The sequence below is a fragment of the uncultured Polaribacter sp. genome, assembly GCF_947495205.1.
In the GTDB taxonomy this organism is placed as follows: Bacteria; Bacteroidota; Bacteroidia; order Flavobacteriales; family Flavobacteriaceae; genus Polaribacter.
This window is the reverse complement of record NZ_CANLXV010000002.1, coordinates 98,018-111,490: the sequence shown is the minus strand read 5'-3', so window position 1 is coordinate 111,490 and position 13,473 is coordinate 98,018. Positions and strand designations below refer to the sequence as shown.

Genomic DNA, 13,473 nt, shown 5'->3' with positions numbered 1-13,473 from the left:
AAATACTATTTTTGAACCTGATTGTGTTGCTAAAGTAATGAAAAAACTTTCTTTTTACTTTTTATTGATTTTAATTTTTTCTGCATGTAATTCTACCAAACATGTAGTAGAAGATCAACACATGCTTACACAAAATTATATTTACGTAGATAGCATACGAGACAAAAGCGAAGATTTAGAGAAATATATTCTACAGAAACCCAATGCAAGATTTTTAAACTTACCTTTTGGTTTATACTTTCATAATTTAGGAAATCACGAAAAACCTAAAACACCAGCAAAATGGGGACTTAAAAATCCTAAAAAATATAGATTTTTAAAAAATGTTTTTTCAGAGAAACAAAGTATTGCCTATGCAAAAGCAGCTATAAAACTCAATAATTGGTTTTTAAATTTTGATGAACCTGTTATTCTTAGCAATAATAAGGTAAACAGAACAGTAGATAATTTATCTGCATTTTATAAAACACAAGGTTTTTTTGAATCTAAAGTTGTGGGTAAAGTGAATAGATATGATGATAAAAAAGCAACTGTAGATTATTTTATAACAAAAGGGAAACCAACGCTTTTAGATACGATTCATATAAAAATAGCATCACCTGCTTTAGACTCTATTTACAAAGATTCTGGTATAACAACGCTATTAAAAACCGGAGATCAATATAATGATAAAACGTTTAGGAGGGAAGCCAGTAATGTTGTAAAACTGTTTAAAAACAACGGTGTTTATAATTTTTCTGAATCGGCATTAGGGTTTTATGTAGATTCTACAAGAACAGACCATAAAACAAATGTAGATTTTTTAATAGCCAAAGATCGTTTTATAGAAAAAGAAAATGGAGACTATGTAAAAGATGATTTTAAGGTACATAAAATAAGTGAAATAAATGTAGTTACAGATTATTCTTACACGCAAAAAAATGGAATTTATAAAGACTCTGTAACCTATAATGGTATTAATTTTTTAGCACATAAAAAGTTAAAATATAACCCAAAGTATTTAGCACAATCTGTTTTTTTTAAACCAGGTGATGTGTATAGTGATACTTTAAGAAACTTAACAAGAACCCATTTAAAATCTTTAAAAAATTTTAAATCTACCAATATTTCTTTCAATAAAATTAACGGAAAAGAAGACGAGTTGCGTTTAGATTTATTGTTAGCGCCAATAGAAAAATATACTTCTGGTTTCGAAACAGAATTAACGCACTCTAATATTAGAGAAATTGGGGCTTCAGCAAAATTTTCTTTCATTAATAGAAATGCTTTTAGAGGTGCAGAATTGTTAAAACTATCTTTTTTAGGTTCTTATTTTATTGCTAATAATGGTCCTGGTTTTGAGATTGGTGCAGATGCTTCTATAGAATTACCTAGGTTTGTAGCGCCTTTTGGTTTAAGTAAACTAGTACCTAAACGTATGAATCCAAGAACTTTATTTTCTTTAGGTTCTAGTTTTCAAAGAAATATAGGTTTAGACAGGCAAACCTTTACTCTTTTATCGGATTATAAATGGCAGTACAATCCAAAGAAAACCATACAGTTAGAGATTTTTAATACCCAATATATTCAAAATTTAAATGTAAATCGTTTTTTTGATATTTACAGATCAGAATTTTCAAACTTAAATTTAGTAAAAGCAGTTTTTGATGATTTTAACAATACCGCTTTTGAGCCATTATCATCTAATTTAAATGAACAAACAGTAGAATCTTTAAGTTTTATAAGAGAGGTTATTGCAAACAACAATGGTTTTCAAACTTTAAACCCAGAAGAGTTTAATACGGTATTAAACATTCAAAATAGATATAATATTGTTACGTCAGACTTTTTGGTTCCTGTAATTTCTTACGCTTACATTTACAATAATCAATTAGATTTTAAAGACAATAATTTTACATATTTTAGAGCAAGAATTGCCAATTCAGGTAATGTACTTGGTTTTTTATCAGATAATTATAATGCAAATAACAAGAAAACACTATTTAAAATACCACTAGCACAATATTTTAAAATAGATTTAGATTATAAACGTTTTTGGGATGTTGGCTACAATTCAGTTTTTGGTTTTAGAACTTTTTTAGGTGGTATTATTACTTATGATAATTCAGATATTCCTTTTACAAGAAGTTATTTTGCCGGTGGTTCTAATGATATTAGAGCGTGGCAAACCTATGAGTTAGGTCCTGGAAGCAGAGGTAGTGGTTTAGAGTTTAATGTAGGAAGTTTAAAATTTTTAACGAGTGCAGAATATCGTTTTCCGCTTTTTGGAAGTCTAAAAGGTGCTTTATTTGCAGATGCAGGTAATATTTGGGATATTTCTGGGTCTGAGTTTATAGATGAAGCTTCTAAATTTTCTGGAATTAATTCCTTACAAGAAATTGCTGTGGGTTCTGGTTTTGGTATTCGTTACGATTTAAGCTTTTTTGTACTTAGATTAGATGTTGGTTTTAAAACCTATGAACCCTATCTACAGGGCAATAAATGGCTGAAAAACTACAATTTTTCTAATGCCGTATATAATGTAGGTATCAATTACCCTTTTTAAGAGTACAATTAAATTTATAACTTTTTCGTTATTTTGTGACTACTTTAGTTTTAATAAACCTCTATTTTTTGTATTTTTGAGAAAACGAAACCAACCAATAAAATTAGAACAACATGAGTTACAATATTAAACCTGGCGTTGCAACAGGTAAAGAAGTTCAAGAAATTTTTAAACTTGCAAAAGAAAAAGGATTTGCACTACCAGCTGTTAATGTTGTGGGTTCTAATACTATTAACGGTGTTTTAGAAACCGCTAGAGATTTAAATGCGCCTGTAATAATTCAATTTTCTAATGGAGGTGCACAATTTCAGGCAGGTAAAGGCTTGTCTAATGAAGGTCAAAAGGCAGCTATTGCAGGTGGTATTGCAGGAGCAAAGCATGTGCACGAATTGGCAATTGCATATGGTGTGCCTGTAATTTTACATACAGATCATTGTGCTAAAAAGTTATTGCCTTGGATAGACGGTTTGTTAGATGCCTCTGAAAAGCATTTTGCAGAAACAGGCAAGCCTTTGTATAGTTCTCATATGATAGATTTATCTGAAGAACCTATTGAAGAAAATATGGAAATTTGTAAAAGCTATTTAGCTAGAATGAGCAAAATGGGTATGACTTTAGAAATAGAGTTGGGTATTACAGGTGGAGAAGAAGATGGTGTAGATAATTCTGATGTAGACGCATCTAAACTATACACACAGCCAGAAGAGGTGGCTTATGCTTATGAAGAACTTTCTAAAGTATCTTCGCAATTTACAATTGCAGCAGCATTTGGTAATGTACATGGGGTTTATAAACCAGGAAATGTAAAGTTAACACCAAAAATCTTAAAAAATTCTCAAGAATTTATCACAAAAAAGTACGGAGTAGAAGAAAATCATATCGATTTTGTATTTCATGGTGGTTCTGGTTCAACGGAGGAAGAAATTCAAGAAGCTATTGGGTATGGTGTTATTAAAATGAATATAGATACAGATTTACAGTTTGCTTTTACTGAGGGTATTAGAGATTATATGCAAGGAAAAGCAGATTATGTAGCCACTCAAATAGGTAATCCTGATGGTGCAGATCAACCGAATAAAAAATATTACGATCCAAGAAAATGGTTGCGTGAAGGAGAACTTACTTTTACAACACGTTTAAAAAAGGCATTTGCAGATTTAAATAATGTAGATACTTTGTAACAAATTAATATTATCACACTTAAAAAGCATTTTGATTTTAATCAAGATGCTTTTTTTTTGCTGAATTTCATCTAAAAATTTAATTTGAAATAGATGAAACATTTCATTTTTGTATATAAATTATAACAATAAAATGAAATAACTTTTTAGTGTCTCTTCTAAAACAAGAAAGTGTATCTTTTGTTTCCATAAATTTTTATGACAGAATCCGAATATAACGATGTAGTTTTTGTAAAATTTCTGTTACATTTGTAATTCATAATTTACTTTAAAAAGTTTGGGTTTTAAAGTAAATAATTAAAACAAACACATTACATGGCTTGGTTTAAAAGAACAGATAAAGGTATACAAACTTCTACAGAAGATAAAAAAGACACGCCTAAAGGCTTGTGGTATAAAACCCCAAGTGGTAAAATTATAGATACAGAAGAGTTAAAGAGAAACTTATATGTAAGTCCAGAAGATGGTTATCATGTAAGAATTGGTAGTAAAGAGTATTTTGAATTACTTTTTGATAATAACGAGTTTACAGAGTTAAATGAAAAGTTAACATCTAAAGACCCGTTACAATTTGAAGATACTAAGAAATACCCAGAACGTTTAAAAGCAGCACAAAACAAAACAAAATTAAATGATGCTGTAAGAACAGCTGTTGGTAAATCTTTTGGTAAAGATTTGGTAATTGCTGCTATGGATTTTGCTTTTATTGGTGGTTCTATGGGCTCTGTAGTTGGTGAAAAAATTGCTAGAGCAATAGATTATGCTATTAAAAACAATACACCGTTTTTAATGGTTTCTAAATCTGGTGGTGCAAGAATGATGGAAGCATCACTCTCTTTAATGCAGTTGGTAAAAACATCATCTAAATTAGCACAGTTAGCAGAAGCTAAAATACCTTATATTTCTCTTTGTACAGACCCAACAACGGGTGGTACAACAGCTTCTTATGCAATGTTGGGTGATATTAATATTGCAGAGCCAAATGCATTAATTGCGTTTGCAGGTCCAAGAGTAGTAAAAGATACTACAGGTAAAGAATTGCCAGAAGGTTTTCAAAAATCTGAATTTTTATTAGAACATGGTTTTTTAGATGCCATTTATGAGCGTAAAAATTTAAAGAAACAAATTAATTTATACATTGATTTAATACAAAATATTCCTGTTAGAAAAGCGGAAATAGTATCATAAAAAAAGCCAGCAAATGCTGGCTTTTTTATTTTTATAGTTTCTAGTGCTTTTAAAACCTCCAACCTACATTTAAACCTATTCTTGGTACTAAAATAGGAGAGTCTGAACCAAATAGATTTCTACCAACACCAAGATAAGCGTCTATTAATAAGCCACCAGTTGCAACATATTTTGTACCTATGGCAATACCTAAAGCAGCATCTGTATATTTTAAATCGAAATTATTAGAGTCTTTTACAGATTCTTTTTTACCACTATTAACACCCACAAAACCTTCTGCAAAGAAATTCCACTTTGCTTCATAGGTAAAGTAGTGTCTAAAATATGGAGTAATTAAAAGGTTTTCATTATATCTAAAAGATGCATCTTGCTCTGCTAAATTAAAAAGTGCAGAAATACCAAAAGAATTTTCATTACTTAAATAATTTTCATAGGAGAACTCTAAACTTCTAAGTGCTAAAGCATCTGCAATGTCTAATTTAAGCTCTTGCTGTGCAAAACTTAAAGAACTTACTAAAAGACCAAATACAATTATTAATTTTTTCATTTTAAAGTTTTTTCAAATTTACTAAAATAAGATTACTTATTTTAAAACCTGTAACCTAAAGAGATACCACCTCTTGTAATTAAAGAGTTGTCAAAAAAACTATCATCATCGTTATTAAACAGATTTCTACCAACACCTAAATAAATTTCTGCGGTAAAGCCAGATTTTATAATAAATTTTCCACCAACAGAAATTCCTAAAGCAAAATCGGTTTCAGTAAAAACCTCTTCATTACTATCAAAAAAATAGTCGCGATCTTGATATGTATTTAGCATCCCAAAACCTTCTACAAAAAAACCTCTTGCGTATCTTGTTTCTGTAAAAAACCATCTGTAATATGGTGTTAAAGAGAATTTTTTTGGAAAATATAAATCATTGTCAATATTATTGAAATTATAAAATAAACTAATACCAAAAGAAGAATCTTTGTTTAACAGTTTTTCATAAGAAACATCTAAAGAGGAAAAGGCAATTAAACTAAAAGCATTTAATTTTATTTCGTGGTTTTTGTTAGCGTCTTGTGGGTATTTTACAGTTTCTTTTTCTTGTGCCACAGCAGTAAAGCCAATAGAGCTCATCATGAATAATAATACTATTTTCTTCATTTTTTATTTTTTTTAAGTTTTCACAAACATATTAAAATTTGAGGTAAACTTTTTAAAATATAGCTCTTAATTGCACACTTCCTGTATGTATGGTTTTTGAATTTTTACTTTTTCTACCCAAATAGTTTACATTAAGATTTAAGAAGCTATTTAGTTTTCTGTTAAAAAGCAAATTCCAAGTGTAATTTTGTCCATTTTGTAATCCTTCTAACATTTGATAACCAACAGGTGAATTAACATCACCCTTAAAATCATTTAAATAAGCATTTATATTTGCTGTAATTTGGTTTTTTGCTCCTTTAATGAAAAAGTATTCTAAACCAATTTTTTGCTGTTTTAAGGTTTCGAAATCTGGTAAGGTGTTTTTTTTGTTTTTAAAATGATAAAATACAGATAGTTTATTATTATCGCTATGTAAAAAACTAATTTTTGGCTGTATCTCATTAGTTTCAATTAAATAATTCCTATTCGTAAAATTTTCAGTTTGTAAATTGTTTTTAGAAAATTGTGTATGCAATTCTCCTAGCCAAAAGTTGGCGAATTTATGCGCAAAATTTATTTGATGACTGGTAACATTGTTTTCTTGTGCACCAATTAAAAATTGTTGCTTGTTTCTTAGGTTTCCGTAGGTATAGGTAGTACTAAATTTTTGCAAATTTTTATTAAAATACAAACTGTTTCTAAAGCTAAAGTTTAAGCCAACTAAATTTTCTTCTTTAAATTTAAATGGATTAAAATTAAAGGAGTTTCCAATTCTATGCTGTTCATTTTCAATGCTTAAGAAGCTTTCGTTAGCAAAATAGGCAATGGTTTTTAATATTCCTTTTCGGTTTTTCCAACCCGTAAAATTTAAGTTTATGGCTTGTCTAAATTTTGCCCTTTGGGTTGCTAAAAAGCGCAAATTTGGCAAAGGAACACGCAAGTAATTGGCTTGGTCTTGAAATTCTGCTACTTCAAATTCATCAAAATCTTGCACGCCATCATTATTATAATCTAACCATGTGTAATAGCCTAAACCGGGTTCTGTGTTTATGTACACAAACTCTTGCCTTGCTACGTTGCCAGAAGAGGTTTCGTAAAAGGTATTTAAATTAACAAAATTGTTTAACAACTGTTTGTTGAATGTAATTTTAGAGTTTAAAGATTGTTCGTTTGCTGTAAAGTTGTTTTTGGTAACTCTATAATTTGCAAAAACACTTAGTTTTGTTTTTTTTGTATGGATTAGTTTGCTGTTGAGATACAACGTTTTTCTATTGTTGATTTCTGTAAAAGCATTATTTCTTATACTATCATTATCTCTGTAGTTAAAACCTAATTTAGTAAAAACTTTTGTAGTATCTCCCATACCAAAATAGGTTTCAAACTCTTTAAACCGATGACTTGTATTTACAAAATTATTGGTACTTATATTTTTTCTGCTATTGGTTTCTAAATTTGTAAAAGCACCCAACCAACTTTTTTTAAATTGATGTTCTACGGTTGCTTTTGCAACTAAAAATGTATTGTCTTCTAGTGTAGATGTATTTGTTAAGAAACTAGCATCTGCAAAAATAGCCGTATTTTTAAGTTGAATTTTTGCATTTAATTCGTGTTTATTTCCATTATAGGTATCTGCATAATTTAAATGATTGTAGCTATACAGTATAAAATCTTGTTGTTTGTTTTCTAATTTAAAAGTAGATTGAAAATAGTTTTTTGTGGCGTTATTGGTTAGTAAATTCCAATTTCTATTAAATTCTACGGTTTCCCAACGTTGTAATGTTCTAAAATTTTTGTGTGCAAATTCATGATTGATATCACTACTTAATTTCCAATTTTTGTCTATTAAAATTTGTTGCCAACCAATTTTACCTGCTAAACCAGCGTTGTTTTGGTCATCTATGGTAGAAAACAAATTGGCATCATTATTACTTACAGCGATTTCTGTAGAAAGTTTGGTTTTGTTTTGTGAATCGTAATTAGATTGCACCATAAAAATCTGATTTTTTGTTGGGGCAATCAACCTGGTTAGTGGTGCAAAGTTTCCTCTATTTACGCCTGCATAGCTGTAAATATTGCCAATTGCTGTACTTCTTTCTAAAATATAATCGCCATTGTTTGCGCCTACATTGGTAAAGTTTACAAAAAAGAGTTCATCTGTGTTAGTTGTAGCATATTCAAAAATTTCTACTGCGCCATTTTGTACTTTTTTGTATAAAATTTTGTTTTCATCAAACGTATCAAGAAAAGCACTTTCTGCAAACATTAAATCAGGATTATTACCTGCATTTGCTAATATTTCTTTTTGGTTATCTGTTAAAACTTGCAATAAAGGTTGATTTTTAGCATCATTTTCGCTGTAAAAGAAACCACTAATGTTCAACTTTTCTGAGTTGTATTTTGCAGATTCATAGGTTACAAAACGCGTGTAATTTCTATCAGAATATTGAAACTCTACCCAAATACGCATGTCGTTGGTAATTGGGTAGGTTGTAGTAAATCTAATTTCGCCCAAATTATAATCTATGGTATAATCTTTATCTGCTCCTTTTTCTATTTTTATGCCGTTTATATAAACGGTTTCGCTATTGCCAATAATTAAAATATTGGGTTCATTATTATCTCCCACAATTTTGTAAGGTCCTTGATTGCCTTCTACACCAGTAATATTAAATCTACTAAATTTACCTCTAACAATAGCGCCAGAAGCACTCACATTTAATTGGTCTGTAACTTTGGCTTCTACTTCTAAACCAGAAGCTTGTTTTACAAAAGGAGCAAAAAAACTTTCGTTATTTTTAAGTGATAAATCTCCTGCTCTTACCCGCCAATTCTCATGAAACATTTCTACAAAAATTCTATCAAAATCTGAAATGTTTTGTGAATAACCGTTTTCTTGTATGGGAATATTGGTGTCCCAAATGTTAGCTTTTAAGGTAACTTTTTCTGATAATTTACCAGAAATTTGTAAGTCTAATGCGGCGTTGGTTACTGCATTTTGGTTGTTACCAGAAGTTACACCTCTAGAGATAAACCCTTTAGTTTCTAAACCATCAAATAATTTAATTTCTGATGCTTTTTTATTGGTAGTTAAACTGTATAATTTACCTGTATTGGTGTTGTTGGGTACAATTAAGCGCTCATCAAAAGGTGTGTAAGTTTTGGTTAAAAAGTCTGGGAACCTGTAGTAGTTTATGGTAATTTCTAAGTGTTGCTTAGCATCTATGAAAATAGTGGCTTTATTAAAATCTACTTTATATTCAGAGGTGTCTATTGGCTTTAAAAGCGCATTTAATACTTTGAATTTATTTGGGTTTATAGGTACAGAGTCAAAACGTAATGTGTCTTTTTTAATTAGATATTTGGTACTTCTAAAATCTGAGTTTCCTGTTTGCGATTGTACAGAAAATGCAATAAGAAATACGTACAAAAAAAGGAATTGATTTTTAAACATCTACAGACTATAGCTACAAAACGTAAAAATAGAATTTTTAATATACCTGAGTATGTTTTTAAAAAAGTGTTTGTTGTTTTACAGGGTTTTCTAAAGCTAATAACCACTTTTTACGCCAAATACCACCAACGTAACCTGTTAAAGAACCATCTGAACCCATAACTCTATGGCAGGGAATAATTATACAAAGTGGGTTTTTACCATTTGCAGCTGCTACAGCTCTTATAGCTTTTATGTCTCCTAAGGCTTTACTTTGTGCTAAATAAGTTGTGGTTTTTCCGTACGGAATTTTTAATAATTGTCTCCAGGCTTTTATTTGGAATGGGGTTCCTTTTGGGTTTACTGTTAAATTGAAACTCGCTCTTTTTTTGTTGAAATATTCATCTAATTGCACCACGCAATCTTGTAAGCAATAAGGTACAGATTGGTTTAAATTTTCTACAGAAACTTCTTCTTCATCTAAAATGGAAAGAGACTGAATTCCATTTTTATCGCCAATAATTTTTGCGATTCCAATTGGTGTTTTTTGATAAGTAGTTTCTGTTTTCAAAATTATAAAGTATATTTTTCTCTTAGTTCTTTTACCTCTTTATCAGAAGTATAATTCATCATTAACAAACCTTCTGTTGGTTTTAAAGTTCCGTTTTTAATTTGTTTTGCAATATAATCTCTTGCTTTGTCAGTTTTTCTAAATTCTGAAGTAAAGAAATGGATTGTTTGTTTAGGATTTATTTCAGTAAATTTTTCTTGAATAATTTGGTTTGCCAAAAAATTAAATAGAAGTGGTATTTCTCTTTCTGAATTTATTAAAACTTGTTTTTTTATAATAGTCTTAGAGGTTGATATGCTAAAATAATTATCTGTTCCTGCACTATACATACTCGTTAAAATATTTTGGTTTGATGTTTTTCCTGAGTAATCTGTAATGTTAAGTTCTATTTTGTTTACTTCACTAAAAGGTATGGTTAATTCATCAATTACAAATGCTGTTGTACCTATTTTAATTGTTCCCGTTTTGGTAATTAAAATATCATCTTTTAAAAAACGATTTAAAAGGCCAGAAATACTAAAAAACATAAATGCAACCGTTGATATTGTGTAAAATGTATTCATTAAACCATCAAAGTCAGTTTCATCTCTTATAATTATAATTACAATAACCGCTATAAAAGCTGCAAACAATCCCAAATACATATAAATTTTAGGATGCTTAAAGTTAAAAAACTTTTTATGCGTTTTTATAGTCTCTAAAATAATCATACGCCAAATACGGCCTTAGAATTTGCTGTGGTTATTTTGGAAATTTCATCATAAGAAACGCCATAAATGGTAACTAATTTATCAACAACATTGGTAATATAGGCACTTTCGTTTCTTTTGCCACGAAAAGGTTTTGGAGCCAAATACGGTGCATCTGTTTCTAAAACAATATGTTTTAGATCAATTTCGTTTAAAAATTTATCAATTTTACCATTTTTAAAGGTAGCAACACCACCAATTCCTAATTTCATATTGTAAGAAATGGCTTGATTTGCTTGTTCTAATGTACCCGTAAAACAGTGAAAAATACCAAATAAATCGGATCCTTTTTCTTCTTCTAAAATTTCAAAAATTTCATCAAAAGCATCTCTACAATGTATAACAATAGGTAGTTTTTTTTCTTTAGCCCATTTAATTTGTGTTCTAAACGCTTTTTGCTGTTGTTTTAAAAAGGTTTTGTCCCAATACAAATCGATACCAATTTCGCCAACGGCATAAAAATCTTTTTTGTCTAACCATTCTTTTACGTGTGCAAGTTCTTCTAAATAGTTTTCTTTTACGTAAGTAGGGTGTAAGCCCATCATTAAAAAAACACTTTCTGGAAAATCTTTTTCTAATTGCAGCATACTTGCTGTACAACTACTATCTATTGCAGGTACAAAAAAACGAGAAACACCAGCGTCTTTTGCACGTTTTATCATTGCTGCTTGGTCTTCTTTAAATTCTTCTGCGTAAAGATGTGTATGCGTATCTGTAATCATTTTTAAAGCTTTTTTAGCGCAACAAAAATACTGAAATATCAAAAGAAAATAATTAAAAAACCTATTTTATGAAAGCCACAAAGAACACTAGAAACACAAAAACAATAATAGTATCTTTGCATAAAATTACAAGGAATGACATTTGAAGATTTAGACTTATCCAACCAATTACAATATGCCATAGACGATTTGGGTTTTACAACACCCACGCCTATACAAGAGCAGGCATTTTCTGTGGTTAGGTCTGGTAAAGATGTGGTAGGAATTGCACAAACTGGTACAGGTAAAACCTTTGCATACATGTTGCCAATTCTTAGAGATTTAAAATTTTCGAAGCAGTTGCATCCTAGAGTTTTGGTTTTGGTACCAACCAGAGAATTGGTAATTCAGGTTGTAGACGAAATTGAGAAATTGGCAAAATATATAAATGTTAGGGTTTTAGGAGTTTATGGTGGCACCAACATTAATACACAAATACAAGCTATTTTACAAGGGCAAGATATTATTGTGGCAACTCCTGGGCGTTTGTATGATTTAGGTTTAAGTAATTCTTTAAAATTAAAATCTATTCAGAAATTGGTAATTGATGAAGTAGATGTAATGCTAGATTTAGGTTTTCGCTTTCAGCTGATGAATATTTTTGAAATTATACCAGAAAGAAGGCAAAACGTATTATTTTCTGCAACAATGACAGAAGATGTAGACCATTTAATTTACGATTTCTTTAAAAATCCAGAAAAAATTTCAATTGCTGTATCTGGTACACCCTTAGACAATATAGAGCAGGTTTCTTACAATATTCCAAATTTTTTTACCAAGGTAAATTTGTTGCATCATCTTTTAAAAGAGAAACAAACGTTTCATAAAGTATTAATTTTTGTAGGGTTTAAAAGAACTGCAGATTTGTTGTTTAAACATTTGCAAGATGTTTTTAATGATGAAATGTGCGTAATTCATTCTAATAAAACTCAAAATTATAGAATTCGTTCTATAAAACAGTTTGACGAAGGTAAAAACCGAATTTTACTAGCTACAGATGTTATGGCACGTGGTTTAGATTTTGATGGAGTTTCTCATGTAATTAATTTTGATACACCAGATTTTCCTGAAAATTACATGCACAGAATTGGTAGAACAGGTCGTGCAGAAAGAGCTGGTAAAACCATTTTACTATCTACACCAAAAGAGCAAGAACCAAAGGCAGCTATTGAGAGTTTAATGGATTATGAAATTCCGGTTTTAGCATTGCCAGAAGAGGTAGAAATTGCTACCATGCTTACAGAAGATGAGCGCCCAAAAGAAGATAGGGAACAATCTAGAAACAGAACTGGTTTAGAATATGTTCCTGGACCCGCTTTTCACGAAAAAAGTGAGAAAAATAGTAAAGTAAATTTAGGTGGTTCTTACCGGAGAGAAATTGCTAAAAAGTATAAAAAGCCTAAAACTAGAGGAGATAAAAATTACAATCGTAGAAATAAGAAAAAGTAATAGCGTATTTTTAAACTTCTTATTGCTTGTTTTTTAAAATTGATTGTAGAAATAAAATAAAGTTAAATAGTTTTCATAAATAGTACAAAAATGCAGATTTTAACCGAACAAGAATTGCACAACTTGGCAATGAATATTGTAGGAGAAAAATTAGAAAAAATGGGTTATGAATTTCAGGCAATTAACAGCCAATTGAAAAGACACCCACAATATGTATTATTCAAAAAAGGAGAACCTACTATTTTTGTTTTGGTAAAAGCAACTAATAATTTGCAAAACCCAAATGATTACGATGTTCTATGGATGGAGACTTTTAAAAACCATGCAAAAAAGCAAAATGCAAAAGTATGGTTTGCTGGTGTTGGTATAGCAAATGCAGAAAGTGTAGAAAATCCTGTATTTAAAAACCAACCTTATTATGTGGCTTTTGAAGATTTTATTAAAATTTTAGAGTAAGTTTTTAAT

At 29.7% G+C, this 13,473-nt stretch carries 11 protein-coding genes; 5 read left to right on the top strand and 6 right to left on the bottom strand.

Annotation, left to right across the window (positions count from 1 at the left end; all coding sequences use genetic code 11):
- Positions 1–37 precede the first annotated feature (37 nt).
- From Q0762_RS02665 to accD, 3 genes are all read left to right on the top strand, one after another.
- Positions 38–2,545 (top strand): BamA/TamA family outer membrane protein, encoded by a 2,508-nt coding sequence (locus Q0762_RS02665; RefSeq protein ID WP_298763318.1) that lies wholly within the window; start codon positions 38–40, stop codon positions 2,543–2,545.
- 113 nt (positions 2,546–2,658) lie between these two features.
- Entirely contained in the window at positions 2,659–3,726 is a 1,068-nt protein-coding gene (gene fbaA / locus Q0762_RS02660) for a class II fructose-bisphosphate aldolase (protein ID WP_298763317.1), read from the top strand.
- 315 nt (positions 3,727–4,041) lie between these two features.
- Positions 4,042–4,914, top strand: a complete 873-nt coding sequence (gene accD, locus Q0762_RS02655) for an acetyl-CoA carboxylase, carboxyltransferase subunit beta (RefSeq protein WP_298763316.1) — start codon at positions 4,042–4,044, stop codon at positions 4,912–4,914.
- 49 nt (positions 4,915–4,963) lie between these two features.
- On the opposite strand, the gene Q0762_RS02650 is transcribed toward accD, so the two are convergent.
- From Q0762_RS02650 to Q0762_RS02625, 6 genes are all read right to left on the bottom strand, one after another.
- Positions 4,964–5,461 carry a hypothetical protein gene (locus Q0762_RS02650; protein WP_298763315.1) on the bottom strand — a complete coding sequence of 166 codons (498 nt, stop codon included), beginning with the start codon at positions 5,459–5,461 and terminating at the stop codon, positions 4,964–4,966.
- Positions 5,462–5,502: 41 nt separating this feature from the next.
- Positions 5,503–6,066 (bottom strand): DUF3575 domain-containing protein, encoded by a 564-nt coding sequence (locus tag Q0762_RS02645; RefSeq protein ID WP_298763313.1) that lies wholly within the window; start codon positions 6,064–6,066, stop codon positions 5,503–5,505.
- Positions 6,067–6,118: 52 nt separating this feature from the next.
- On the bottom strand, positions 6,119–9,475 hold the full coding sequence (locus tag Q0762_RS02640; protein WP_298763311.1) for a hypothetical protein: 3,357 nt from the start codon (positions 9,473–9,475) through the stop codon (positions 6,119–6,121).
- A gap of 82 nt (positions 9,476–9,557) precedes the next feature.
- On the bottom strand, positions 9,558–10,049 hold the full coding sequence (locus Q0762_RS02635) for a methylated-DNA--[protein]-cysteine S-methyltransferase (protein ID WP_298763309.1): 492 nt from the start codon (positions 10,047–10,049) through the stop codon (positions 9,558–9,560).
- Between the two features lie 2 nt (positions 10,050–10,051).
- Positions 10,052–10,759 (bottom strand): hypothetical protein, encoded by a 708-nt coding sequence (locus tag Q0762_RS02630; protein ID WP_298763307.1) that lies wholly within the window; start codon positions 10,757–10,759, stop codon positions 10,052–10,054.
- On the bottom strand, positions 10,756–11,520 hold the full coding sequence (locus Q0762_RS02625) for a TatD family hydrolase (protein ID WP_298763305.1): 765 nt from the start codon (positions 11,518–11,520) through the stop codon (positions 10,756–10,758). Before Q0762_RS02625 ends, Q0762_RS02630 begins: the two co-directional genes overlap by 4 nt.
- Before the next feature lie 135 nt (positions 11,521–11,655).
- Here Q0762_RS02625 and Q0762_RS02620 point away from each other — a divergent pair, with 135 nt between their 5' ends.
- Both Q0762_RS02620 and Q0762_RS02615 read left to right on the top strand, forming a co-directional pair.
- Positions 11,656–13,008: a DEAD/DEAH box helicase gene (locus Q0762_RS02620; protein ID WP_298763303.1), complete on the top strand. Its 1,353-nt coding sequence runs from the start codon at positions 11,656–11,658 to the stop codon at positions 13,006–13,008.
- 90 nt (positions 13,009–13,098) lie between these two features.
- Complete coding sequence (locus tag Q0762_RS02615) at positions 13,099–13,464, top strand: Na(+)-translocating NADH-quinone reductase subunit F (protein ID WP_298763301.1); 366 nt, start codon at positions 13,099–13,101, stop codon at positions 13,462–13,464.
- Positions 13,465–13,473: the final 9 nt, after the last annotated feature.